The organism is Nostoc sp. FACHB-133 (assembly GCF_014698055.1).
In the GTDB taxonomy this organism is placed as follows: Bacteria; Cyanobacteriota; Cyanobacteriia; order Cyanobacteriales; family Nostocaceae; genus Nostoc.
In genome coordinates, this window is sequence record NZ_JACJSH010000004.1 from 193,754 (window position 1) to 220,200 (window position 26,447).

A 26,447-nucleotide genomic window follows, 5' to 3' on the forward strand; every position below is an offset into this window, starting at 1 on the left:
ATTACACATCTAGCAGTAGCAAGGCTTTATACGAGGAATTTGTACTCAAAAAGTACTACCCTGCGATAAAGCTCTCTACCGTCGCTTTCGTTTGGTTCAAGTCTCAGCCGTAGAACTTCTGGCTTCCTACCAAGTTTCGTGTCATCCTTTCCCCTGAACATTAATCCAAATATCTTGTCTTCCTGTTGAAAGTCTAGTCAATCAGTTGACCTGACATTGGACTGAATATTCAGCCGAAGGGATGACGCGAAGCTTGGCAGGAAACTAGGAATTCTGCTGCTGAGACAACACCAAAAACCTGCGCTTTAGAGTGCGGTTATTTTGCTGCCTTAAGTACACATTGTCACATCTAATGCTAGATGTCAATAAAGTTACTTATGAAGATTTCGTAAAAGTGTAGATGCGTAGCGGCTTTTCGTAAAACATCGCCTTCTATGGTATTTTTTCACAATCACTATTTTTTTAGTTAATAAATGATTTATGGTTTGCTTTGCGCGATTGCAGCATACAAAATACCTAAAATTTTCTTAATATCCTTAATATAATATTCGCTCAAATCAATCGAAACTACATTGCCTTCAAGCTTAAGAAATTGCCAGAGCGTACCTATAGTAACAGCACCATATATAGCTTTTATTTGATTTCCACCTCTCTCGTTAAATAACTGAGCAGCTACCATTTCAGCAATACATTGTGCTAAACCAGACCTCAAATTCTCATTTTTACTTTCTACTAAGACAATCACCGGACTACGTACAAGTAACTGCTCAGAAGAAAGACTCAAAATAAAATCACAAAAGCCGTTTAATCCTCTTTGACTATCAACAGTAAAGTCCACTCCCGAAAAAAAGCTGATTTCATAATTAAATTTGCGTCTAATCTCTAATAAAATTGGACTAATTATCATTTCACTTCGAGCTTTTTCTGAACTTATTGCTACTGCTAAATCAACATTTTCCCTTAGAATAGTAGATAATAAATCACTACATTCTTGCTCCTGCATATTTGCAAATAGTCCAGATGACTCCTGGATAACTAAGCCAAAGGAATCAATAACTTCAATAAGTTTAAAATCACTATAAGCCATAAAACTTACTCCTTTGTCTTATGACTGAATCCTATAACAAAGTTTAAAAATTAAGCTTTGGCGGAAACACCCTAGCTAAATCAAGAGATAAATCAGGGAAGCAGGGAAAACTTATTACCTCATTTGACAAGAAAATTCGCTTATTTGAATAACCATATCTGCCTTGATTATCCTGATATGGTTCACTGTAAGCTTCCAAATAATTATCGAATAAATTAAATATCCAATAATCAGTAATACCTGCTTTAGCATAGAGAGGTATTTTAACATCTTGGTCATAGGCCAAAGAAGAATCTGCAACCTCCATTACTAAAAACACATCAGCCGCTTTAGGATGACCCGAGAGATAATCATCAGCACGGTTTTGAACAATCGCAAAATCCGGTTCAGGTTCGCTGTTAGGTGGCAAATCAATCGGTGCTTGAGATTGCAAAGTAGCCTTGTCTCCTATTATTTTGGGGAGTTCTTTCCACAGTTTTCTTAAACAAGTTTCATGAGCTTTACCTTTGGATGCCATTTCAATAATTTCCCCGTTGATTAATTCAATGTGGTCATCTTCATGGAAAAAGCCTAATTCTCCAAGTCTGTGGTATTCATCCAGCGTGAAGCGTTTAGCCTGAGCAATACTCATAACCTTACCTTTCTCTCATTGCCATAATCCCTATTCTAAATGTGCCAGAAATTGGTATGCTAAAGGCCGAGACTCGCTATGAAAGCAAACAATGCCTGCGCCTACTATCAACCCCACAATCACTGCCTTTCCCTTAACTGCCGTAGTCGGTCAAGAAGCAATAAAATTAGCCTTGCTGTTAGCAGCCGTTGATCCTGGTTTGGGAGGAGTAGCGATCGCAGGTCGTCGCGGTACGGCAAAATCTGTAATGGCTCGTGCTATCCACGCTCTACTACCACCGATTGAAGTTGTCAAAGGCTCAATTAGTAATTGTGACCCCAACCACCCAGAAGAATGGGACGATCAACTTCTGGCGGAGTACGCAGACAAAGACATTCAAGATGTACCCGTCGAAATCATTCCCGCACCTTTTTTACAAATTCCTCTAGGTATCACAGAAGACCGACTATTAGGTTCAGTGGATGTTGAAAAGTCGGTAAAACAAGGTGATACCATTTTTCAGCCTGGATTACTTGCTACAGCAAACCGGGGTGTACTGTACGTAGATGAAATTAATCTATTAGACGACCAAATATCAAATCAGCTTTTAACAGTATTATCTGAGGGACGCAACCAGATTGAACGGGAAGGAATTAGTTTTCAGCATCCGTGCAAATCCCTATTTATTGCTACCTACAACCCAGAAGAAGGCGGATTACGAGAGCATTTGTTAGATAGAATTGCAATCGCACTCTCTGCTGACGGTGTACTCGGCTTAGATCAAAGAGTAGAAGCAGTTGAACAAGCGATCGCTTATTCTAAATCTCCCCAAGACTTCCTCAAACAGTACAACGAAGATTTAGACTCCCTCAAAACCCAAATCATTTTGGCACGGGAATGGTTAAAAGAAGTCATCATCACCTACGAACAAATTGCCTACTTAGTGGATGAGGCCATTCGCGGCGGAGTTCAGGGACATCGCGCCGAGTTATTCGCCACGCGGGTTGCCAAAGCTGCTGCGGCTTTGGAGGGACGAACAACAGTTAATGCCGAAGATTTGCGCCGTGCTGTAGAACTGGTAATTGTACCACGCGCCACAGTTGTGCAGACACCGCCACCCGATCAAGCACCGCCACCGCCTCCACCCCCACCGCAACAGAATCAAGAAGAACCCCAAGACGAATCTGAAGACGAAGAACAAGACGAACAGGAAGAACAGGAAGAAAATCAAGAGCAAGAACCCCCCAGCATCCCGGAAGAATTTATCTTTGATCCAGAAGGGGTAATCCTTGATGACAACGTGCTGTACTTTACTCAAATGGCGAAGCGGCAAGGTAAATCTGGTAGTCGCAGTGTCATCTTTTCCGATGACAGGGGACGCTACATTAAGCCAATGTTACCCAAGGGGAAAGCGCGACGCATTGCAGTAGATGCTACCCTCAGAGCAGCTGCTCCTTATCAAAAAGCACGCAGAGAAAGACAACCAGATAGAAAAGTTATTGTCGAACAACCTGATATTCGCTCGAAACGCCTGGTACGTAAAGCCGGGGCGTTGGTAGTGTTTGTGGTAGATGCTTCTGGCTCAATGGCCCTGAATCGAATGCAATCGGCTAAAGGTGCAGTGATGCAACTATTAACAGAAGCTTATCAAAACCGCGATCAAATAGCATTAATTCCTTTCCGGGGAGAACAGGCAGAGGTATTATTGCCTCCAACACGTTCTATTGCTTTGGCGCGTAACCGTTTGGAAAGGTTGCCCTGTGGTGGGGGTTCGCCCTTAGCGCATGGTTTAACTCAAGCTGTACGCGTCGGCTTAAATGCCCAGATGAGTGGAGATATTGGGCAAGTTGTCCTTGTAGCAATCACCGATGGGCGGGGTAATATTCCCTTAGCGCGTTCTTTAGGTGAACAGCTTGAACCAGGAGAAAAGCCAGATATCAAAGGAGAATTATTAGAAATTGCTGCTAGAATTCGTGCTTTGGGGATGCAACTATTAGTAATTGATACGGAAAGTAAATTTGTGTCTACTGGCTTTGCTAAAGAATTATCGCAAACAGCAGGCGGTAAATATTATCATTTGCCAAAAGCGACAGATCAAGCTATTGCTGCTATGACCAAAGGTGCGATCGCTGATTTAAAATCTAGATAATTAGTCATTAGTCATTAGTCATTAGTCATTGGATTTTTGACTCAGCACGACTACGAACCAGTGGGCATTACCTGTGGTTGTAAATAGCAAATCAAATCCTGAATTCCCTTTTGCAGATAGCGCGTTACCGTCATTGGACTAGTACCAATATTTTTAGCGGCATCTTTGCGAGAAAGTTCCTTCAAAAATACCATTTCGACTGCCATACGGGGCTTTTCTTCCAACATATTGATTGCACCTTGCAGTTGTTGGCGTTCTTCTTCTTGTTGTAAAAGAACATGAGAACGAGGACAAGGAAGTGCTTCACCCAAGGTTATTTGGCAATCAACATAGTTAACTGCGGTTGCATCTAAACTTAAAGGCATCCGATTTTGAGCGGCTAACTTGGTTTCTTGCCATTCTTGTACAGATACTCGAAGTTCGCTGGCAATTTCAGCATCTTTAGGCTGGCGACCTAAAGACATTGCCAAGTCCTTGCGAATCTTTTGCCCTTCATTGTATAATTCTTGCCAACGACGAGGAATTTTTAATAGAGTACTGCGATCGCGCAAAAAGTGCAGCATCTCACCGCGAATGTATGGCACAGCAAAGGAACTAAAAGCATATCCTTGGCTGGGATCAAAACGCTCAATAGCCCTAATCAAACCAAAATACCCAATTTGTTCTAAATCTTCATAAGGTTCATTACATTGATGGCTGAATTTATGAGCCATCTTCCGTACTAAGCCAGTATGTAACTGTACAAGTTTATTACGAAGTTTTATAGAAGGATTCTGGTGGTACAAGTGTAATAATTCGATACCATCAGTTCGTAAAGAGGACTCACTTGTTGCCATATACATTCCTTTGTTGAAACTCCTATTCCTCAGAAAATGGAGTTGCGTATATTTTCTTCTAAGCTGTTATTATTTTGCTCAGTCAGGGAAGAATAAGCCATCGTCGTTTCACTGAACTTATGAGGGGTCGAACTCCATAATTCAGTATTTGTACGCATGATTTTGCTAACCTTTCTGTTGCAGGTTATTTTTGTTTTTTACATAACTCTTGAATGGCACATAATCTTTAGCTTTTGCAACAAAAACTAGCTATTTATGCTGAACAATGCATAACTGACCGAATAGCCATCTGTCATACTGAGAGGAACATGAATCGGTACTGAATTAATCGCAAAAGAGACGGGCAATTTTATCTTTTAGTACGCACCGTCATTAATAAAGGTCGAAAATCCAAATTGAAAGTTGGGTAGAAGAACAAAAGCTAAACTACAAAAAACAGAATTCTGACTCATTTTTATGGGGATTTGTACTTAGTTGGGTCTTGAGGTACATTTCTATTCAATATTGGTAAGATGGAAACTTAGTGGTAAACATGCTTGCTACTAACCGCATCTATTACCTACACCTCACCCGCCCTAAAGTGGTTGCGTTTAAATCCTTGGCTGTTAACCGCAAAGATTGGTAACAATAGGAATAAGCACAACGTTTTCCTAAAAAACAGTTTTTCAATATGAGCAATACCAGTAATTTTCGTGAAGCTATCCGTGAGGCTAAATCTCACGCCCTCGTTGGCCCTAACGTGATTGCCAACGCCCTCCCCTACGTTGGTGGTGGTTTGGTGCTAACGGCATTAGGAACCTACGGCGGTTTGGGAGTTATCCGTACTAACCCCGAAATATTCTTTCCCACCTTCATTGGTGCGGTGATTTTGGAGTTAATTTTGTTCTTTGTTGCCCAAAATGTTGCCCAAAAAGGTAACAAGGGTCTTGCACTACCCCTGTTGGCAACCTACAGCCTCTTGTCTGGATATACTCTCAGTGGCCTGGTGTATGTCGCTTTGAGATCCCAAGGTGTTGGCATTCAAGGCATTGGTTTAGCTGCCCTTGGTTGTGGCGTTACTTTTATTTTCGCCCGTCAAATTGGTTCAAATCTCTCTGAACAAGATGGAATGGCTTTGACGAAAACCATCAATCTTGGCGTTATTGCCTTGGTGGTTGTGTGCCTTGCCCAATTCGGCTTTGCCATGTTTGGTGTTTACACGCCAAATTGGTTAGAAATTGCCATCTCCGGTTTAGGAGTATTTCTGTTTGTTGGGGTTTCTGTTGTCGACTTCTACATCTTGCCCCGCACTTACAGCGATGACCAATATCTACCTGCTGCTTTGTCGATGTACCTTACTTACATCAACTTGTTCGTCTTTATCTTGCGGTTGCTAATTGCCATCAATGGCCGCGATTAATTGCCTATAGGCAATAACACAAGTAAAGTTTTATAAGGTGAAACCGTGGTTAAATTTTTCGCAGCCACGGTTTTTTTCATCCGTTTAACAGTAAAATATGTAGACTAAGTTAAGCCTCAGTGAGCAAAACTATGCTTGAACTCTTAAATATCAAAATGGAAGTAAAAAGGTTGTCTAATATCTTGGGAAAGGCTGAGGACTGTCTTTGACCTCCAATATTTGACTGCAAAAATTCAATATTTAGATCAAGTAATTGCTCAACCGGATTTTTGGAATAATCCAACCCGTGCTTATGAAGTACTTCAAGAAATTGAATACTTGATATTCTACAAGCATCAGGAATATCAGCGCTGGTGTTCGATTCTAGAAGATATCAAGGCTGCGTTGGAATTGCTCGAATTATCAGCCGATGAACAATTGTGGCAAGAGGTGCAAAGCAACCTTACCCAACTCCAACAAGAACTCGAAACCGTAGAAATACAACAATTGATGTCCGACCCCTGCGACCAAAAAGGTGCATTTCTCACTATAACTGCTGGGGTTGGTGGTGTAGATGCTGAATATTGGGCATATATGTTGCTGCAAATGTACTGGCGTTGGGCAAAAAGCCACAATTACCAATTGGATGTAGTAGAGATTTCTGATGGGAATGAGGCCGGAATTAAGTATGCAACCTTAGAAATTACAGCACGTTCTACATACATACGGCTGCCTCAAATCAGAAACGGGCACACATCAGCTACAGCAAATATCGCCCTTTGATGCTGCTAACAGCTTGCAGACGAGTTTAGCAAGTGTAGAAGTTATCCCAATATTGGATGAGTCCGTTGAGTGGGAAATTCCAGAGAAGGATTTGGAAATTACTTGGTATCGCCATCGAGAGAATGTCAACCGCCCAGAAATATGGGTACGGGTGCTTCACATTCCTACCGGGATTAGTGTATTTTGCGACCAACAGCGTAGTCAGATGCAAAACAAAGAGAAAGCCTTAGCTATTCTCAAGAGTAAACTGTTTGCGATGCCTATGGCTGGCTACGCCTACGCACTAGCCCAAGTGTCCAGCAAGTTGACAAAATTCAACCCCAGCAGATAAAACCTCTATCCAACAAGCTTATCCGTGAATATATCTTGCATCCTTACACCTTGGTGAAAGATTTACGCACTAATGTAGAAACACTTGCTGCGACAGAGGTATTAGACGGTAAAATTGACTTGTTTATCAAAGCCTATCTGCAACAGCTATATCTCACTAATTCGGGGGATAAGGAAGTGCTTGATAATTTCAAGTAACTTTTGTAACCTATACAAGTAGTGCAGAAAAAATTTGCCCAACTACAGCTAAAATCAAGAAACATAAAAAGAGCAATTTTCCAATCCAAAGCGCTCTATCTATCATTCAGCAAGCATTATGGATGTCCTAGAACTCAAACGCGAAATCGAAACGTTGTCTGGCCGCCTGGGTAAAACCCAGGACTATCTTTGACGTACCTGCACTGACAGCCAAAATTCAAGACCTCGAAAAAATATCCGCTCAACCAGAATTTTGGAATGAGCAAACCCAGGCCCAACAAACGCTGCAAGAACTTAACGACCTGAAAGCCCACCTCCAGCAATACGATCGCTGGCACGCCAATCTGGAAGATACTAGGGCAGTTGTTGAATTGTTGGAGTTAGAAACCGATGAGGCACTACTCCAAGAAGCAGAATCTACCATCACTAAACTCAATCGTGACCTTGACCAGTGGGAGTTACAACAGTTACTTTCTGGCCCCTATGATGCGGAAGGTGCTGTACTAACGATTAGTGCTGGTGCTGGTGGCACAGATGCTCAAGACTGGGCATTTATGCTGATGCGAATGTACACCCGTTGGGGCGAAGCTCATGGCTATAAGGTAACTTTAGCTGAAGAGTCGGAGGGTGATGAAGCTGGAATTAAATCGGCAACCCTAGAAATTACTGGTCGCTATGCTTATGGTTACTTGCGTTCAGAGATGGGTACTCATCGCTTAGTGCGGATTTCACCTTTTAATGCCAACGGTAAGCGACAAACCAGTTTTGCAGGGGTGGAAGTGATGCCGCAGATTGACAATTCTGTGCAATTAGACATTCCAGATAAAGATTTGGAAATCACCACAACCCGGTCTGGTGGTAAAGGTGGGCAAAACGTTAACAAAGTAGAAACTGCGGTGCGGATTGTTCACCTTCCCACTGGTCTTGCCGTGCGCTGTACAGAAGAGCGATCGCAGTTGCAAAATAAAGAGAAAGCCCTGAATCGCCTCAAAGCAAAACTTTTAGTCATCGCCAAGGAGCAACGCGCCCAAGAAATTGCCGAAATTCGTGGCGATATGGTGGAAGCCTCCTGGGGAAACCAAATCCGTAACTATGTCTTCCACCCTTACCAAATGGTGAAAGACTTACGTACAAATACAGAAACAACGGCGATTGGCGATGTGATGAATGGCGAACTTGATCCATTCATCCAAGCTTATTTACGCCAAGAAAACAAATTAGTAGAAAACCCTGATTCATAATTTGGGATTATTTGCAAGTGCTAAGTAATGATTTTTCAACATTACTTAGCACTTTTGATTTTTGAGGATTTTAGATTGGCGCGTTTTGAGAGAAATTTCTGAGTAATATGCAAGCGATCGCTATCCTATCCCAGACCAACTGTTACAGTTATAAAAGAGTCTGTAGACAAATAACTATGAGCAACTCTCCTTCAACAGAACCTCAACCTAGCTACGTAAAACTCGCCATGCGAAACATGGTGCGGAAGGGTGCAACTTCCCTGAAGCATTTTGCGTTGACTGCTGTAGGGCTTTTAGCTCTCCTTGTCGGTCTTGCTTACTTAACTCACTAAGCTATTACGCAACTGGTGAGGGTTATCATTAGTCATTAGTCATTAGTCATTTATCTTCCAAAGGACAGATGACCAATGACAAAGGACAGTCTTAACAACAAACCTCAGACAAGGAGACTATGTGCCCCTGAGCGTTGAACTATATGTGGAGGATTCTTTTTACGATTTGTCCCTGACAACATCTGTAAAAATTGCTGACACTGATACTCGAATTCCTCCTGAAACTTGGGAAAATTGGTTTAATCACTGGTTGGAAATACTTCACCCTCAAATTCCGCCAGCGCCAAGTTATGAAATTGGGCTGCGTTTGACAGATGACTCGCAAATTCAAGAACTGAATGCTCAGTATCGTCAACAAGATAAGCCTACAGACGTTTTAGCTTTTGCTGCTTTAGAAGTGGATTTTCCGCAGAGCAAAGAAATGCTTGCATCTGTACCATTATACTTAGGTGATATTATCGTGTCTGTAGATACAGCACAGCGTCAAGCTAAACAGCAGGAACATAGCTTACCAACTGAACTAGCTTGGTTAGCATCTCACGGTTTATTACACCTGTTGGGCTGGGATCATCCTGATGAAGAAAGTTTGGGGCGAATGTTAAAACAGCAAGTAAGATTGCTGAACGCGATAGGTATTGCTATTGACATGGAATAGCAGTAGTTATATGTTCTTAATGTTAATTTTGGGTAATACTTTTATAATACTTCTGTGCAAATTTGCTTAAAGATTGCCTCAAAGTTAATTCTGCCATTAAGATCGGCGAATATTCCCACTGTAGCAACTCTATTTTTGTATTTTTAAGTCTATGTCCCCAAAAATTTCTTCATCACCAACGCCTACCTCGTTACAAACACTGGTGTCTAACGAACGGGAATTTTCCTGGAAAGTAGCCTCTAATTTATTTGTTAGTTTTAAATATGCCTGGGCTGGAATCAGCTATAGTTTTCAAACTCAACGTAATTTTCGCATCCACGTAAGCGTTTGTGCTTTAGCAATCGGTTTAAGCGTATTTTTGCACCTGCAAGCTGTGGAAATAGCGGTAATTGGTATAACTAGTGGTTTAGTTTTGGCATTAGAGTTACTAAATACAGCGATCGAGTCTCTTGTGGACTTAACCGTTAAGCAGACATATCATGAATTGGCAAAAATTGCTAAAGATTGTGCGGCTGGTGCAGTTCTTGTCTCTGCTTTGGTAGCGGTGCTGGTAGCTGGTACGCTATTGCTCCCTCCTCTGGTAAGGTTAATTATATCCGCTTTGTAAATATAATTTGCGTAGGCATAGCCCAATCCAGGTATCGCCACGTGACTTGGTAAAAGGATCGTACTCTACCCAATTCACTGTGGAGAAGACATTATAAGAAATTAAAAATTTAAGAAGTGGCTTGTTATAAAGTAGCCGCTTCATATTTATGTGTCTACGTTAGCGTTATTTTTAATCTAGCGAACAATCAATATAGTATCAGTAATCTGATGAGAGCTAAAAACCAGGAGTGATGAGCTTTGATTATAGTTATCGACAATTACGACAGTTTTACATATAACTTAGTGCAATATCTGGGAGAATTAGCGGCAGAATTCTCAGTAGCAAATGATATTAAAGTTTTTCGTAACGACAAGATATCCATAGATGAGATTCGGGCATTAAAGCCGGAAGCCGTAGTTATTTCTCCTGGGCCTGGCCGCCCGGAAGATGCGGGTATATCCTTAGAATTGATTGAACAGCTAGGACAAGATTTGCCAATTTTAGGTGTCTGTTTGGGACATCAAAGCATCGGTCAAGTATTCGGTGGTAAAATAATTCCTGCTCCAGAGTTGATGCATGGCAAAACCTCTCAGGTATCTCACACTGGGGTGGGGGTTTTTCGGGGATTAGAAAATCCTCTCATCGCCACTAGGTATCATAGTTTGGTAATCGAACGTGAGACTTGCCCAGATGTGTTAGAAATCACCGCTTGGGTTGAAGATAACACCATCATGGGAGTGCGACACCGGAACTATCCTCACATTCAGGGTGTCCAGTTTCACCCAGAGAGTGTCCTGACATCTTCAGGAAAACAGTTATTACGAAATTTTCTCGAACAGTTACAGTCAAGAGCATAATTAATGAAACGACGACAGTTGATGGGCTATGCTGGGGCGGGGTTGGCCACAGCTTTAGTTACTACCTTGGGTTCTAAATCTCAAGCTGACGCACAATCTAGCGGTTTATCAGTTCAGTGGTTGGGTCATACTTGCTTTCTTTTTACTGGTGGTGGTGCGAAAATTCTCGTCAATCCATTTCGGACGGTTGGCTGTACTGCTAAATATCGAGTACCAAAAGTTGCAGCAGATTTGGTACTGATTAGCAGTCAATTACTAGATGAAGGTGCGGTGGACGTACTACCAGGAAATGCAAAACTCATCTACGAACCAGGAGTTTATGAGTTTAAAGGTATTAAGTTCCAAGGAATTGCCATAGACCACGATCGCAAAGGTGGTAAGCAATTCGGCTCAAATACTGCTTGGAGTTGGAAGCAAGGCGGGATTAATATCTTACACTTAGGGGGAGCCGCTGCACCTATTTCCATTGAGCAAAAAATCTTAATGGGACGACCTGATGTATTATTCATTCCGGTGGGAGGCAGCGCAAAAGCCTACAATGCTCAAGAAGCAAAGCAGGCTATTCAAGTATTAAATCCCAAGCTGGTGATTCCGACCCATTACCGGACACAGGCGGCTGATGCTGCTAAGTGCGATATTTCACCACTTGATGATTTTTTGACCTTAATGCAAGGTACGACAGTGCGGCGTAGCAATGGAGATAGTGTTTCCATTAGCCCTGGTAAATTGCCAGAAAAGAGTGAAATTCAGGTTTTGACTTACAAGTTTTGAGGAGCAGGAGATGAGGGGATAAGGGAGCAGGGGAAGCAGGGGAGGCAGGGGAAGCATTTGATAATTCCTCACTCCTAACTCCTCACTCCTAGCTCCTAGCTTTTAGAATGTATACCACTGTGGGCCAAGCTTATCTGCATCGCTGATGGGATTCTCAACGGCTGTTGTTCCATCTATAGTCCAAATGTTGTCTGAGCCTGCGGTCTGATCGCGCCAGTAGATATCGGTCTTACCGTCGCCGTTGAAGTCACCAAGGGATGGTGTCAAGGCCGCGTTATTAGTTGGTAAGAAAGCTTCAGTCGCAACTGTTGTACCATCCATCAACCAAGCAGTGTTCGCACCTGTGGTTCCATTGTGCCAGAAGATATCGGTCTTACCATCACCATTGAAATCACCAATTTTGGAAGTCCAGGATGAGTCAAGTGTTCCCAAAGCGCCTTCTGTGACTAAGATGCCTCTCATCGTCCAAACCTTGTTCTCACCTGTTTGAGCGTTTCTCCACAGAATGTCAGTGCTTAAATCGCCGTTGAAATCACCAAGGCTAGCAGTCCAGGCTGCGTCTTGAGATTGCAGCGCAAATTCAGTCTTTTGGGCACCATCCATAAACCAAGCGCTGTTATCGCCAGTTGTCCCATTGCGCCAGAAAATATCGCTCTTGCCATTGCCATCGAAATCAACAATGGTAGGAGTTAGAGCTGTGTCTGTAGTGTCTAGAACAGTTGCAGTGAGAACTGTAGTGCCATCCATCTCCCAAATAGCGTTCTCACCGGTTGTAGCATTATGCCAGAAGATATCAGTTTTGCGATCGCCATTGAAATCCCCAATCTGAGGACTCCAGGCTGCATCAACGCTAGATAGAGCAGCCGCAGAACCAACTCTAGTTCCATCCATCAGCACAATGCTGTTCTCACCGGTTGTCTTATTGCGTAATAAGAAGTCGGTTTTACCATCAGCATTGAAATCAGCAATTTTGTAATCATAGGCGGATAGGTCAAATTGACCCAAAGATCCCTGTTCGACAACTTTTGTGCCATCCATCAACCGAATAATAATCTCACCAGTTGTAGAATCGACCCAAACTTTATCTGTTTTGCCATCACCGTTGAAGTCAGGAACAATCGCCGCACTGGTTAAGTAAGGATTAGGATTAGGATTTGCTGACACCACCGCAGATTGTTGTGGTTGGTAGGAACTCTTACTCCCCAAAAACGAATCAGAATTTAGAGGAGTTACGCTATCAAGAGGAGATGATAATGCTTGTATTTTTTCGGAAGTTTGTGTCCATTGTGCATTCAAAGTTTTTGAAGTATTTTGAGTTCCAAACATGGTGTGTTTTTATGATTGGTTGTCATATTTTTTTAACTTTTTTTTGAAGCCGCTTTCTGTAACGAAATAACATTTTCTAGGTTTTCCATATTTCTTTATAACTATTTTTTATTTATTAATATCATTATTTGAAGATAAATCTTTGTTTGTTTTAAATGATAATTACAAAATTTTCAAGTCCTATATAAACAATTCTAAAATTCTTTTTGCTCATTATGTATATGATGATTTACAGATAAAATTTTATTGCTTTATCTGCTTTGTTTGACATTAAAAATTTTTATCAAAATTCTACTTATATCTTTAATGGTTCATTAGTCAGACAAAAAGTATTCACACTAGGCTATAGGACTAATATTTGATTGTCTAAAATAACTCCGTACAACTCAAAAAGCCTTCTTGACTATTGCCTCCTACCTGCCTAGTAAGGCTACGCCACGCTATGCGAACAAAAATAAAAGCGGCTTCCTCTAGTAGCTTTTCAAACTTAAATTCATTGGTAAGTAAGTTCGCAGGAAGGAATTTAGTCCTTATTTTTTAATTACTCAAATGTTTGATAAAAAATTTCAAAATTAGCTTTATAAAGTAATATCCGTATTTATTACAAAGTTACAAATATGCTAAAATAAAAATAATCGCTACATTAGTTATAATAATTTGTGTAATAAGTCCTTCTTTTATGGTGAATTTCTCAATTGTTTGCGGAATCACTACTATTTTTTATTTTGTGGAATAGCTCTAGATGTCTGCTTACTTTCTTCAACTGTACCAATAAGTAATTGCACGCCAGCTTCGAAAAAATTCGTATATGTAAATACCACGAATTCATCTTTGTTGACCACGTAAGCGACCGCTTTTATTTCTGTGGGTTGAGCAGACATATTTTTTACAGTGTGTTGTGGAATTTATTAACTACCAAAATTGCTATGGAATAAGGCGATAAAAATAATTTATTCTTTTATGAATATACTAAATCATTCGATAAAAACAATATTTCTAAGTTATTTAAAAATTAGGAAATCTGAGTATTTCAAGATAATTGATTATTCTCCAACGATTTATGGCTGGAGTGGAAACAAATATTGGTTAGAATAACTTAGATTAGCAACTATTTAAGAGGCCTGAACTGTGCATCTACCAGTTGCTAAAAGTGTAAAATAATACAATACTTTCATAAAAACATCAGCTATGCAAGCAGAATATCGGCAGCGTCGTGAGCAGTTAATGGCAAAAATTGGTGATGGCACAGCCATTTTTCGCAGTGCGCCAATGGCAGTGATGCACAACGATGTCGAGTATGTTTATCGCCAAGACAGTGATTTTTTCTACCTAACTGGTTTTAACGAACCACAGGCAGTTGCAGTGTTAGCGCCACATCATTCAGAACATCGGTTTGTGCTGTTTGTCCAACCGAAGGATCGCGAAAAGGAAGTATGGACTGGTTATCTTTGTGGGGTAGATGCAGCCAAGGAAATCTATGGTGCTGATGAAACATACCCCATTAGCGAGTTAGATGAAAAGTTGCCGCAGTATTTGGAAAAAGCCAGCCGCCTTTACTATCACTTAGGACGCGATCGCACTTTTAATGACCAAATCCTAAGACATTACCAAAGTTTACTGCGGACTTATCCTAAACGCGGTACTGGGCCGATCGCTATTGAAGATACTGGCCCTGTTCTCAACAGCATGAGACTTATTAAAAGTGAAGCTGAGTTGGGGTTAATGCGTCAAGCGGTTGCGATCGCCACTGAAGCACACAATTACGCCCAAGAAATCACCGCACCTGGACGTTATGAGTACGAAATTCAAGCGGAGATGGAACGCATTTTTCGAGTGCGGGGTGGCATGGGGCCAGCTTATCCTTCGATTGTGGCTTCTGGAGTGAATGCTTGCGTACTCCACTACATTGAAAATAATCGTCAAATGCAGGATGGAGAATTACTGCTAATAGATGCCGGTTGTGCTTACGGTTATTACAACTCGGATATTACGCGGACATTTCCTGTAGGGGGTAAATTTACGCCTGAACAAAAAACGCTGTATGAGATTGTATTGGAGGCGCAAAAACAAGCGATCGCTCAAGTGAAACCAGGTAATCCCTTCAAATTAGTTCACGATACAGCAGTGCGCGTTATCACCGAAGGTTTAGTTGAACTTGGCATTCTCAAAGGTGAAATTGATAAGTTAATTGAAGAAGAGAAATATAAGCCATATTATATGCACCGCACTAGTCATTGGTTAGGTTTGGATGTTCATGATGTAGGAGTTTACCAGCACGGTGAAGACAAACCGCAGATTTTACAACCAGGCCAAATTTTGACAGTGGAACCGGGATTATATATTGTGCCTGATACCAAACTAGCAGAAGACCAGCCACAGACTGATCCTCGATGGATTGGCATTGGTATTCGGATTGAGGATGATGTGTTAGTTACACCTGATGGACATGAGGTGTTAACTGCGGGAGTTCCCAAAGGAGTGGATGAACTGGAACGATAAAAAAGGGAGAAGGGGAGCTAATTTCCAAGTCTCTCTCCCAATTTGGAAAACGTTAGAAAACCCGGCTTCAACAAAGTAAGCCGGGGTAATTTATGCACTTATATAAAAATGAGGCTTAATCTGTGCGATCATCACTTTTGGCACTAGGAGCAATAGCAGAAAGTTCTTAAATCAAGAACAGCCCTCAACAAATTCAACTTCTGGTAGTTTACCTGAGCGAAACTGAGTAACAAGCTTACCATCAGTCTCGAAAATAACGCGATAGTTCCGATCAGCACGGTCTTTCGGGACAAATGTCAAGTAGTGTCCGCCTTGGACGTATTTATGAGGTGTGATTTTAATTTGTCCTGGGTAAAGAGACTTGATTTGTGCTTCGGTATCGCCAATTTTTGCACCTTTGAGGGTAGTAATCTGGGTATTCTGCCGCACATCTACTCTAGAAATGCGACCTCCTGTCACCATGAACGAAAGATTGTTGGGTTAATTTTGTGGCTTAACATAGTAGCAATTGTTATTGGGTGGATCGCCCACTAACTTAGTACCAGCAGCCTTTGTTGCTTGGGAAACAGTCATCCCAACTCGTACTGCACCGATTCCATTGATAAACAGTTTTGCCTGATTTGTCAGTTTCGCCTGTGCTACAACTGTGCCGACAGTTAGAGAAGAAACTGCCAACGTTAAGGAAGCAAGAGTTAAGAATTTAACTTTATTATTCATAAATTGTGGGAATAAAAGTAGTAGATTTTTGCATACTGTATCTATGCTACCAATTTCAGATTTTCAAGTTTTTGACTGGCGAAATTGTGATATTACTTCAATCAAACCAACAATATTACGATTGAACTCAGGTAAATCTTCCACAAGTATCCAATATTCCTGATGTATAGAACCGCCCACAGCTCTCTTTCCTTCTGCCTTCTGCCTCGATCTACTTAATATCAAAGGGTTAAGCGATCGCAGGACTGTTAGCCAATGTATCTGAAATAACTCTGTTCCCTTGATTGGTGATATTTTCCCCGTCTTGGCTAAGTTACTAACATAGCCACTCATCTGTATCTGTAGTGCTTGTGCAAAAGACTCTGGTGATAAACCACAAGCTGTTTTGCTGGTAGTTAATTGTTTGAGACGATCTTGATGAGTCTGCCATTGTACTGATACTTCGCCAGTATAAACATTAGTTTTTAACTATGCTTAGTATTCCCTGACACTACATAAAATAGCTTAGTACTACAAATACCTAAAATAAAAATGGGTATAGCCTTTTGACCATACCCATTTCAGTGATTTTAGAAAACTTGTTACAGTTGCGGTACGTACTGCTGTTTCTCAGGGACTTCAGCGTACTCAGCCACAATTTGGCGGAATTCTTCGCCGTCAATGGTTTCTTTTTCGATGAGCAAATCGACTAAGCGATCGGTGACAGTGCGATGATCGCGGACAATTTTCTTGGCATTGTCATAGCATTCTTCCACGATCGCTCGGACTTGTCCATCAATGCGGGAAGCGATGGATTCGGAATACTCAGATCGGGTTGTCCAGTCACGACCCAAGAATACTTCACCCTGCTGGCTTTCCAATGAAAGTGGCCCTAAGTCGGACATCCCGAACCGAGTCACCATCTGCCGTGCCATTCCCGATAACTGCTGCAAGTCTCCACCAGCGCCAGTGGTAACTTCGGCAGCCCCAAAAATTACCTCTTCAGCAGCGCGACCGCCCAAAGCACCAGTAATTCTGGCTTTCAACTGAGAACGAGAAATTAATCCTTGTTCTTCGTTGGGAGTAAACCAAGTCAAACCTTGCGCTTGTCCTCTAGGAATTAAGGTAACTTTCTGCACTGGGTCATGGTCTTTTAACAAAGTTCCCACTAAGGCGTGTCCAATTTCGTGGTATGCAATTAAGCGCTTGCTCTTGCTATCCACCAAAGGAGTACCTTCCATCCCAGCGACTACCCGATCCACCGCGTCATCAATTTCGCGGAGGGTGATCGCTTCTTTACGTCTTCTAGCGGTCAAAATTGCTGCTTCGTTGAGCAAGTTAGCTAAATCAGCACCAGTGAATCCAGGAGTGCGGCGAGCGATCGCATCTAAAGATACGCTAGGGTCTAGTTTCTTGTTGCGTGAATGGACTTGCAAGATTTCCAAACGCCCTTTGATATCGGGTGCATCAACTGTTACTTGGCGGTCAAAGCGACCGGGACGTAACAAAGCTGAATCTAGTACGTCGGGACGGTTGGTAGCAGCAATAATAATGATGCCTGTGTTACCTTCAAACCCGTCCATTTCAGTGAGCAATTGGTTGAGGGTTTGCTCTCTCTCGTCGTTACCGCCACCGATACCAGCGCCCCGTTGCCGTCCTACTGCGTCAATTTCATCGATGAAGATAATACAAGGGGCGTTGTCTTTGGCTTTCTTGAACAAATCGCGGACACGGGATGCACCCACACCAACGAACATTTCCACAAATTCCGAACCGGAAATACTGAAGAAAGGTACGCCTGCTTCGCCTGCGATCGCTTTTGCTAATAAAGTTTTACCAGTTCCAGGAGGCCCAACTAACAGCACTCCCTTGGGAATCCGTGCGCCTACAGCAGTAAATCTTTCTGGCTGTTTCAGGAAAGTGACGACTTCTTGTAGTTCTTCCTTAGCTTCTTCAATACCCGCTACGTCATCAAATTTAACCCCGGTTTTCGCCTCCATTTGGAAACGCGCCTTAGATTTGCCGAAGTTCATCGCTTGACCTGGCCCGCCGGGGAGGTTACTAGAACGCCGGAACAAAAAGAACAACCCAGTAATCAATAAAACTGGAAACACAAGATTACCTAACAATCCCCAGATTGCGCCATCATTCCGCATGGGGTGAGCATCAAAACTAATATCTTTTTCTTTGAGCTTGCTGATTAACTCAGGAGCGTTAACAGGCAAATCTACCCGCCACCTTTGGACGCGATTTTCGATGTCTGGATCGCGGGCTTCGATAATAGCTGTCCTACCGCCTTCGTAGAGATCAACACTGCTGACGCGATCGCCGTCCAAGTATTCTAGAAAGCGGCCATAAGTCATGCGGGTATTGGCTGCATTCTTACTCATGTCAGTAGGAGCGCCTGCAAAGGCCCCTTGCCAGAAGAAAAAGCCAATTACCAAAGCCGGCAATGTCCAGAGTACTACGACTTTCCAAGAGAATTTCATCTTAATTTGCCTCTAGATGCCTATACAATTCATTAGCTCTAGTAACCAAGTGTTCATCACTCTGTCACTTTAAGCTGTTAAACGGATGTTTATAAATCCATTTTGTTTAATTTGATCTCTTATATGCACTGTCATAAGGCAATTAGAGCATTATGGCGATGCCAACAAGAATCTTAATCAAAGTTAACTTAATTTTAATACAAAATCGCACGAGAAAAGGGAGCGCAACGGGATGCAAAGCCACGGAGAATTTCTCCACAACGCTTCTCATATCGTTTCAACCCCTGACTGAAGGGGCAGGGGGCAGGGGGCAAGGGAAAAACCAATTCCCAATTCCCAATGCCCAATTCCCAATTTTCTACTTAACTTCTGTAATTTTGAGAGTGTAAGGAAGATACTTACCTTTTTCGTAGGAACCAACCCAAACTTGGTAACTTCCAGCTAGCCATTCACCAACAATGCCGGCATTTTTGCCATCAAAATCGTCATTACACCAAGTACCACCAGGCCCCTTGATAATTATGGTGGTGTCTTCAGGACTTTGGACTTGCAACTTTAGGTAGTCGAATTTACTTGTTAACGCTAATGTGTGGTCTGGTGTTTCATCAACAAATCCGGTACAAGGGCCAGTGGCTGTTTCAGTTCTCCCACCTACTTTACTCCCAGATATTGAACCACCACTCATCCCGCGAACTGTCAGGGGGTCTGGCGAAAACTGGGGACTAATAGTTACATCTCCAAATATCGTTGGCGCTTCCTGAGCATCAGTCACAGCGTTAACTGTCGATGTGATGAAGAGCGTAACTATCATCAACGATAATCTCATCCCTCTATTGAGCGCTTTTGTCGGCATTGTAATTACGTTCGCTTCTAAGTGGTTTTGAAGACATGAATTTTACACACCAAGTTCCCAATATGGGGATAATTGACTACCTATTTTATATTTGAAATTGGGGATAATTCATTAGTAATGAGTCAATGATTTGTTGTTCTTATAGTTGCTCTACCTTATGGATAGGGGCACACGTTTGTGCGCCCCTAAAATCTAAAATATTTCTAAAATCTGGAAGTAATCGCTAATTAGCTTCTGTTATTGCCCTACTCAAACGCGACTTGTCTAAACCAATCTGATTTAGTAGTAACCAAGATTGAATGAGGTCGGGGCCATGAACATCCCCAGTTAAGGCTGCTCGGAGCGATCGCATTACCAAGCCTTTTTTAACTTTTTGCTCTTTCACCACTTGTTTGATAATGTCCTGGGCGGCGGCTTCCGAAAGTTGCGGCTGATTTTCTAAAGCTGTGACAATCGCCTCAAGGACAGCAGTAGAACCTTCTTGCTTTAGTTGTGTACTACCTTCTTCGCTAAACTCAACTGTGTCGTTAAAAAATAGTTGGCCTTGAGGTACTGCATCTACTAAACGAGTCAAACTTTGGCTAATTAAAGTTACTAGCTGCTCTAACCAGGCGCGATCGCGTCCACCATCAAATTTATAGCCAGCCGCTTCCCAAAAGGGTATGAGTAAATCTGTGAGTTTATCTACTGGTGTATTGTGGATATACTGACTGTTCAACCAATCCAGCTTGTCCCAGTCAAACTTTGCACCTGCTTTATTTACACGCTCAAAGCCAAACTCTTTAGCTGCTGTTTCTAAGGTAAAAATTTCTTGCGTCGAGTCTGGTGGCGACCAACCCAGCAATGTCATGTAATTTACCAAGCCTTCAGAGGTAAAGCCCATTTTCTGAAAGTCGGAAATGGAAGTAACACCATCCCGCTTAGAAAGCTTGCGCCCTTCCATATTCAAAATTAACGGCGTGTGGGAGAACTCTGGAATTTTTGCACCCATTGCTTCATACAGCAGAATTTGCTTGGCGGTATTGGCGATGTGGTCTTCTCCGCGAATGACATGGGTGATTTGCATATCGATGTCATCCACTACAACTACAAAATTGTATAGTGGTTGACCGCTACCCTCCTCTGAGGCGCGGGCGATGACCATATCACCACCTAAATCGCTACCTCGCCAAGACATTTTTCCCCTTACTAGGTCATTCCAGACAATTTCCCGCCCATCTTCGATTTTGAAGCGAATCACATAAGAACGACCTTCTGCTTCAAAAGCAGCACGTTGTTCTGGTGTGAGGTTGCGGTGACGGTTGTCATAGCGGGGAGCTTCACCTCTCGCTTTTTGGGCTTCTCTTAGCGCTTCTAGTTCTTCGCTGGTGGTGTAGCAGTGATAGGCTAATCCTTGATCTAGCAGTTTTTGTACTGCTTCTTTATAAAGATCCAGGCGTTGAGACTGGAAAAATGGCCCTTCATCCCAGTTCAGTCCTAGCCAGCGCAATCCTTCAAGAATATTGTCGGTGTATTCGGGACGCGATCGCTCTAGGTCTGTATCTTCTATTCGCAAGATAAATTTCCCGCCGTGGTGACGGGCAAATAACCAGTTAAATACAGCCGTTCTAGCTGTACCAATATGTAAATTTCCGGTTGGACTCGGCGCAATACGGACTCTGACAGTCACAGTTAATTCTCTCTTTCGCAAAGCATGATAAATGTAGCTTATATTCAAACCCTCAATTCTGGGTCAATCCTTTTGGGGAATTCCAAATCAAAAATCACCGAACTTCGGTGATTCACTACTTATAAATTTAGAACGGGACTGACGGGGCTCGAACCCGCAACTTCCGCCGTGACAGGGCGGTGCTCTAACCAATTGAACTACAGTCCCTTGTTTGGTCAACTTTGCTATTATCACTATTTTTTTTCTGCTTGTCAAGCATTTTGGAATGGGAAATTAGAAATTATTTTTATCCCGTCTCTCCAAGGTGCGAATTTACCGTTAAATAGAGCTTGATAATACAACCTGGGGCTTAGATTCTAGATGCTGCAATATCCGGGATTGCATTTGTTTATACTGCTGTTTTAATAGCTGTTTGCTGACTTGGGGCACAGAAGCTGGTGGTAGGCTATGAGTTTGTTGCACCCAGGTTTTCAACATTTGTCGCTGAGTTGGCTCAATCCGACTGCTGAGAACGTTGGCGCAGGAATGTGGTGCTTCCAGAGTAAAGAAAATCAAAGGATAGTGTTCATTTTCAGCCAGGAAACTTACCATTTTAAGATTTTGGGGATTTTGCATATCTAAGTAGCACGGTAGCCACTTAGGAGCCAATTGCCGGTTGTAGAGTACAGTTACCCACAACAGCATTGGGTGAGGGGATGTCATGAAGATAAACTGGTTGTAACGGGTGGAAAGAGCATAGTTTTTGATTTCTTGTTTAGGCAACATCAACCATAGTGCGGTCATAGAGTCTTGTGCAGTATCTATAAGCTGGGGAAAAACAATTTCTTGAATTGGTTTATTTGGAGGCCACAAAAGTTGTCGGCAGCTTTGTTCTACTGCAATTGGTAATCCAGAATCTAGGGGACGGCTAAGGATGGGATTAGAGGATAAATTTGTTGGTAAACTGGTAGAATTAGATTGTTCTAAGCTATTTAATACTTGCAAAATTTGAGCGATATTTTGTGGGCGATCACTTGCTTTTTTTGCAAGACAAGACATGATTAAATTATTTAGCTTCTGAGGTATTTTCAGAGTTGGTTTAACATCTGCGATCGTTTTGGGTTGTTCAAAGTGATGTGCTTTATACCAAGCACCAAAGTAATCAGTTTCTGGTTCCCAAGGTTTTTTGCCTGTGAGCATTTCAAACATCATCACACCCAGGCTATAAATATCAGAGCGACTGTCTAACTTTTCTCCATCTAACTGTTCTGGAGAACAGTATGGTAAAGTACCATTAAATCCCCTGCTTGTACTAGCTGTTGATGCATAATTTAAAAATCTAGCAATCCCAAAATCGAGGATTTTAACTAACTGACCTAATATCGGATCGGGAATAACTAATATATTGGCAGGCTTAATATCTCTATGAACCAACGGACAAATGTTGCCGTCAATATTAATACCTTGATGGGCACACTGTAAGCCCAAACAAATTTGGCGCGAGAGAGTCAAAAACATCGATAATGATAGCGGAATTAAGTCCTTTAAACTCTTACCGCATAGATATTCCATCACGTAGTATGGTTTTCCTTTCTCATTCACACCATAATCATACGCCCGTACTATGTGTAAGCTCTTTTGACTCAAAGCTGCGCTCATTAAAGCTTCACGAGCAAAGTCTTGTTGCATCTTGCTATCGACAACAGTCTGAGTTAAAAACTTGATAGCAACTGGTATACCTCCTAACAAAATATCATTTGCTAAGAAAACTTCACCCATGCCACCGCTACCAATTAATTGCTTCAGTTGGTAACGATTGGCAAGTAAGCCCGTACTACTTGGAGATGTAAATGGGCTTTGATTCACTTTATTCACCTCTGCTGCTGAGTCTATTTAAAGTTAGTAATATACACATAAAAATATAACTAGGTAATGGTGGCAAGTATTTTAATCACGCACTTTTAAGAACGCGATAAAAGTTTAAAAAAAATCTCCAAGAATTTATCCATCCAATTTTTTAACCCTTCTTTCTCAGCTTTATGATCTGCGGCTAACTTTTGTAAAATGTCTAATTTTAGTTTTTCGTACTCTGTTTTTAGAAGATTTTTAGCTTGATTAGACAAAATTAATTCATTTGACCGTTGACTCATGTCTAACCAATCTACAAGTTGCTGACGCTGATTAACTGTAAGACTTAAGGTTGTTACATGAGAGCAACGGTTTGGCTCTTCTAGGGGAAAGAATAGTAGATGATAGTAGCCTACATCTGCTAAACTACGTGCTATATTCTGCCCTTTATTATCTTTTAAATCTAGAAAATAAGGTAGCCACTTAGTCATAGAAGGCTGGGCATCGTATAGGACTGTTACCCACAACAACATCGGATATACATTAATTTTGCTAATAAATTCGGTGCTGTGTACTTTATTCAAAAATTTTGCAATCTCTTGTTTGGGCAACATTGCCCAAAAAGTTGGTATAGGTCTTTGAGGAGTTTGTAATAAATGGGGAAAACCAATTGGCGCAATTGGTTTGTTCTTAGGCCAATTTTTCTGCAAACATTCTTGTTCTGACAAGAATGTTGCCGGTACTAATTGAACTGGAAGTGAGGCTTTAAGAATGTCACTACTATTGTTAGCAATAACATCATTAATCTGACTATTAACCTTTTCTAAACCTTCTAATATTTGGTTGATATTTTGCGGGCGATCGCTTACTTCTTTTGCTAAACAACTCATCAACAGTTTTTCTAATATCTGTGGTACTTTGACTTGCGGGTTGACTTCTTCAACTGTCGGTGGCATTTGAAAGCGATGCGCTTGATACCAAGTACCAAAGGAGTTACTTTTTGTCTGAAATGGATGTTTTCCTGTTAGCATCTCAAACATTAATACTCCTAAACTGTAAATATCAGAGCGCACATCTAGCAATTTGCGCCCTTCCATATGTTCTGGAGAACAGTAAGGTAAACTGCCAATAAAAGAATCTGTCAGGGTCATCCCACTTCGTTCTGTTAAAAATTTGGCGATGCCAAAATCGAGTATTTTAACAATTTCTCCTTCTTTACTATCTTCACTAATAAATATATTTTCGGGTTTTATATCTCTATGAACAATGGGATAAATCTCTCCTTTGAGGCTAATACCTTGATGGGCACATTTTAAGCCTAAACAAATTTGATTACAAATCTCCAAAAATTTCGATATTGTTAAGGGCTGAATTTTGAGAATTTGTTTGAGATTTTTTCCTTGGAGATATTCCATTACATAAAATGGAGTTTTATCCTCAGTAAATCCATAATTTAAAATACGAACAATATGTTTACTTTTGCGGCCCAATTGAGCCCCAATAAAAATCTCTCTGGCAAAACGTTGGGACATGTGCTGGTTCGCCAAACTAAATGATAAGATTTTGATTGCGATTGGCATACCACCTTTAGCAGTATCTTCTGCTAAATAAACTCTCCCCATCCCCCCTTTGCCGATCAAATCTTTGATTAAATAGCGATTATCTAAAAATTGCCCGATATAATTGTCTAATTCTGCTTTTTGCCCTACCATATTCTCAATTTTTTTTTGTGGCATAAAAATCATTTATGAAAAATACTTTTGGCAAATTAGTTTAATCAGTCTAGTTAAGTACTAAATTTAAATCTAAAAATATCAGAATTTTTCGGAAATTAATAATATACTGCCATTATGGTTAATCTGCCTGCAAATTTTCTTAAACATTATGTAACATATTTATTAAGGAATACGGTTGAGAAATTACACGTAAACTACGAATAGGCTAGATAAAGTTACCTAGTAGATTCCGTGAATACACAGGAATAAGCAGAAATAACTAAATAGCAGTAAACGGGGGATGGTTGTGTCCAGTTAACGATTGAGATTCGGCAGTAAACGGCGTAATAATCTGATCAGTGGTGTTTCAATTTTCATTTTAAAGGCTAGTATCTGGGTACGTTGTAGTGAGTTAAAATTGTTATCACTTACAAGAATTAATGATTGTTGACCATCGGGTAGTTTAGGGCCAAGAGTTAAGCCTTCAATGTTGTCTAGCAGTACATCTAGGGTTCTCAAATCTAACAGTAGTTTTTTCTGAACTGGTTTAATATTTTTGAAGTCAATTGCTAAAAGACTATCTATGTGATGAATATCATCAGCTTGTTCTAAAGAAACCTGAAATAGGGAAATAGCAAATCCTAAACCAGTAAAAGACCTTTCTAAACTTAGGAAGTGCCCTTGATTATCAAGAGCAAGTAAATCAGGTAATCCACTAGCAAATTTGCCAGTCAGATTCAAAAAGGGTGAAACTGGTTCTGTCTGGTAAAGAAACTCCTTTTCTGGCTGGCTGTTGAGTAAGTTGTATTGCAAAATTCGGCAAGGACTACCGATGTTAGGTTTAGCGGCAACACCATCTTGAATGAGAGCATTTTCGGTGGCTGTAAATAGATTCTTTTTATCGGGTGTGATGGTGAGGCTTTCAAAAGCCAAATTGTTGCGGATACCTTGTTTACCAGCTTTATCTGGCAAAAATTTGTTTGGGATGGGAAGTGTTGTAATTTCTTTACCAGAAGATAGTGAGAATTCTTTAATAAAAGGATTAATTAGTTTTGCAGTGTCGCCTTCAGAAGAAATAAATATAGTTGATTTATTAGTTAATGCAATACCTTCTGTATCAGTTTCACTAGGGCGAAATGTTCGAGCATTTTCATTTAATAATGTGGTAACATCAACAGGAATAACTCCGCTCTTTTTTAGAGAACCCTTGCTTAAATCTATTTTCAGGGTGTAAAAGCGGGCAGCAGCCTTTTGTCCACGGTCATCAGAGATAGCATAATAAAGGTTGCTTTTTGCATCATAAGTAATTCCAGATAAACCTCCAACCTCAGTTTTCTTAAAAATTAAACCTTTCGGTAAAGTAGCTTCACCGATAAACTCTATGCTACTAACTTCAACAGCACTTGATGATAATTTTGTTAATAAAAAACTGATAATTAGAATCGGGATAAAAAAGTAAATAATTCGTGGAATTACGAAGGTTTTTTTGATTAGCTGCATAGAATTTTTTGTTAGAGTATAAAATTAACAAATAAGATATCACGCTGAATAATATAG

Annotated in this window: 23 protein-coding genes, 1 tRNA gene and 1 pseudogene; 10 read left to right on the plus strand and 15 right to left on the minus strand. The window is 41.1% G+C overall.

What is annotated here, in order from left to right; genetic code table 11:
- Positions 1-478: 478 nt before the first annotated feature.
- Positions 479-1,087, minus strand: coding sequence for a hypothetical protein (locus H6G86_RS05375; protein ID WP_190933458.1), 609 nt, complete (start codon positions 1,085-1,087; stop codon positions 479-481).
- 43 nt (positions 1,088-1,130) lie between these two features.
- Positions 1,131-1,718, minus strand: coding sequence for a Uma2 family endonuclease (locus H6G86_RS05380; RefSeq protein ID WP_190933459.1), 588 nt, complete (start codon positions 1,716-1,718; stop codon positions 1,131-1,133).
- 91 nt (positions 1,719-1,809) lie between these two features.
- Here H6G86_RS05380 and bchD point away from each other — a divergent pair, with 91 nt between their 5' ends.
- On the plus strand, positions 1,810-3,846 hold the full coding sequence (bchD, locus tag H6G86_RS05385; protein ID WP_190933460.1) for a magnesium chelatase ATPase subunit D: 2,037 nt from the start codon (positions 1,810-1,812) through the stop codon (positions 3,844-3,846).
- Positions 3,847-3,896: 50 nt separating this feature from the next.
- On the opposite strand, the gene H6G86_RS05390 is transcribed toward bchD, so the two are convergent.
- The gene (locus tag H6G86_RS05390; protein WP_012408070.1) at positions 3,897-4,682 is read right to left on the minus strand and encodes an RNA polymerase sigma factor SigF; all 786 of its coding nucleotides are present in this window, start codon (positions 4,680-4,682) and stop codon (positions 3,897-3,899) included.
- A gap of 670 nt (positions 4,683-5,352) precedes the next feature.
- Here H6G86_RS05390 and H6G86_RS05395 point away from each other — a divergent pair.
- From H6G86_RS05395 to H6G86_RS05430, 8 genes and pseudogenes are all read left to right on the plus strand, one after another.
- A complete protein-coding gene (locus H6G86_RS05395; RefSeq protein WP_190933461.1) occupies positions 5,353-6,081 on the plus strand; it encodes a Bax inhibitor-1/YccA family protein in 729 nt (242 codons plus the stop codon).
- 131 nt (positions 6,082-6,212) lie between these two features.
- Positions 6,213-7,371: pseudogene (locus H6G86_RS05400) on the plus strand (PCRF domain-containing protein).
- Between the two features lie 118 nt (positions 7,372-7,489).
- Positions 7,490-8,612, plus strand: a protein-coding gene (gene prfB, locus H6G86_RS05405; protein ID WP_190933462.1) for a peptide chain release factor 2 whose coding sequence is annotated in 2 segments (ribosomal slippage) — positions 7,490-7,561 and positions 7,563-8,612 — 1,122 coding nt in all. Because the reading frame shifts where the segments join, the coding sequence is not laid out codon by codon here.
- 176 nt (positions 8,613-8,788) lie between these two features.
- Positions 8,789-8,944: a DUF3285 domain-containing protein gene (locus H6G86_RS05410; protein ID WP_012408076.1), complete on the plus strand. Its 156-nt coding sequence runs from the start codon at positions 8,789-8,791 to the stop codon at positions 8,942-8,944.
- Between the two features lie 127 nt (positions 8,945-9,071).
- On the plus strand, positions 9,072-9,599 hold the full coding sequence (ybeY, locus tag H6G86_RS05415) for an rRNA maturation RNase YbeY (protein WP_190933525.1): 528 nt from the start codon (positions 9,072-9,074) through the stop codon (positions 9,597-9,599).
- Positions 9,600-9,750: 151 nt separating this feature from the next.
- A complete protein-coding gene (locus tag H6G86_RS05420; RefSeq protein WP_012408078.1) occupies positions 9,751-10,206 on the plus strand; it encodes a diacylglycerol kinase family protein in 456 nt (151 codons plus the stop codon).
- A gap of 239 nt (positions 10,207-10,445) precedes the next feature.
- Entirely contained in the window at positions 10,446-11,045 is a 600-nt protein-coding gene (locus H6G86_RS05425) for an anthranilate synthase component II (RefSeq protein ID WP_114084118.1), read from the plus strand.
- A 3-nt stretch (positions 11,046-11,048) separates the two neighbouring features.
- Positions 11,049-11,816 (plus strand): MBL fold metallo-hydrolase, encoded by a 768-nt coding sequence (locus tag H6G86_RS05430; protein ID WP_190933463.1) that lies wholly within the window; start codon positions 11,049-11,051, stop codon positions 11,814-11,816.
- A gap of 102 nt (positions 11,817-11,918) precedes the next feature.
- Here H6G86_RS05430 and H6G86_RS05435 read toward each other — a convergent pair whose 3' ends face one another.
- Together H6G86_RS05435 and H6G86_RS05440 are read right to left on the minus strand one after the other, a co-directional pair.
- A complete protein-coding gene (locus H6G86_RS05435; protein WP_114084120.1) occupies positions 11,919-13,142 on the minus strand; it encodes an FG-GAP repeat domain-containing protein in 1,224 nt (407 codons plus the stop codon).
- A gap of 713 nt (positions 13,143-13,855) precedes the next feature.
- A complete protein-coding gene (locus H6G86_RS05440; RefSeq protein WP_190933464.1) occupies positions 13,856-14,023 on the minus strand; it encodes an NUDIX hydrolase in 168 nt (55 codons plus the stop codon).
- 307 nt (positions 14,024-14,330) lie between these two features.
- Between H6G86_RS05440 and H6G86_RS05445 the strand changes: the two genes are divergently transcribed.
- Positions 14,331-15,641, plus strand: a complete 1,311-nt coding sequence (locus H6G86_RS05445) for an aminopeptidase P N-terminal domain-containing protein (protein ID WP_190933465.1) — start codon at positions 14,331-14,333, stop codon at positions 15,639-15,641.
- Between the two features lie 171 nt (positions 15,642-15,812).
- Here the strand turns inward: H6G86_RS05445 and H6G86_RS39825 are convergent, their stop codons facing one another.
- The 10 genes from H6G86_RS39825 to H6G86_RS05490 form a co-directional block, all read right to left on the minus strand.
- A complete protein-coding gene (locus tag H6G86_RS39825; protein ID WP_313930526.1) occupies positions 15,813-16,103 on the minus strand; it encodes a hypothetical protein in 291 nt (96 codons plus the stop codon).
- A gap of 18 nt (positions 16,104-16,121) precedes the next feature.
- Positions 16,122-16,358: a hypothetical protein gene (locus H6G86_RS39830; RefSeq protein WP_313930528.1), complete on the minus strand. Its 237-nt coding sequence runs from the start codon at positions 16,356-16,358 to the stop codon at positions 16,122-16,124.
- Between the two features lie 63 nt (positions 16,359-16,421).
- On the minus strand, positions 16,422-16,691 hold the full coding sequence (locus H6G86_RS05455; RefSeq protein WP_190933466.1) for a hypothetical protein: 270 nt from the start codon (positions 16,689-16,691) through the stop codon (positions 16,422-16,424).
- Positions 16,692-16,939: 248 nt separating this feature from the next.
- Complete coding sequence (gene ftsH2 / locus H6G86_RS05460) at positions 16,940-18,826, minus strand: ATP-dependent zinc metalloprotease FtsH2 (protein ID WP_163937849.1); 1,887 nt, start codon at positions 18,824-18,826, stop codon at positions 16,940-16,942.
- Between the two features lie 358 nt (positions 18,827-19,184).
- A complete protein-coding gene (locus H6G86_RS05465) occupies positions 19,185-19,679 on the minus strand; it encodes a hypothetical protein (protein ID WP_190933467.1) in 495 nt (164 codons plus the stop codon).
- A gap of 223 nt (positions 19,680-19,902) precedes the next feature.
- On the minus strand, positions 19,903-21,348 hold the full coding sequence (gene gltX / locus H6G86_RS05470; protein WP_190933468.1) for a glutamate--tRNA ligase: 1,446 nt from the start codon (positions 21,346-21,348) through the stop codon (positions 19,903-19,905).
- Between the two features lie 133 nt (positions 21,349-21,481).
- A tRNA-Asp gene (locus tag H6G86_RS05475) sits at positions 21,482-21,555 on the minus strand.
- Between the two features lie 111 nt (positions 21,556-21,666).
- On the minus strand, positions 21,667-23,193 hold the full coding sequence (locus H6G86_RS05480; protein WP_190933469.1) for a serine/threonine protein kinase: 1,527 nt from the start codon (positions 23,191-23,193) through the stop codon (positions 21,667-21,669).
- A gap of 95 nt (positions 23,194-23,288) precedes the next feature.
- A complete protein-coding gene (locus H6G86_RS05485) occupies positions 23,289-24,911 on the minus strand; it encodes a serine/threonine protein kinase (RefSeq protein ID WP_242064698.1) in 1,623 nt (540 codons plus the stop codon).
- Positions 24,912-25,205: 294 nt separating this feature from the next.
- On the minus strand, positions 25,206-26,390 hold the full coding sequence (locus H6G86_RS05490) for an esterase-like activity of phytase family protein (protein ID WP_190933470.1): 1,185 nt from the start codon (positions 26,388-26,390) through the stop codon (positions 25,206-25,208).
- Positions 26,391-26,447 lie beyond the last annotated feature (57 nt).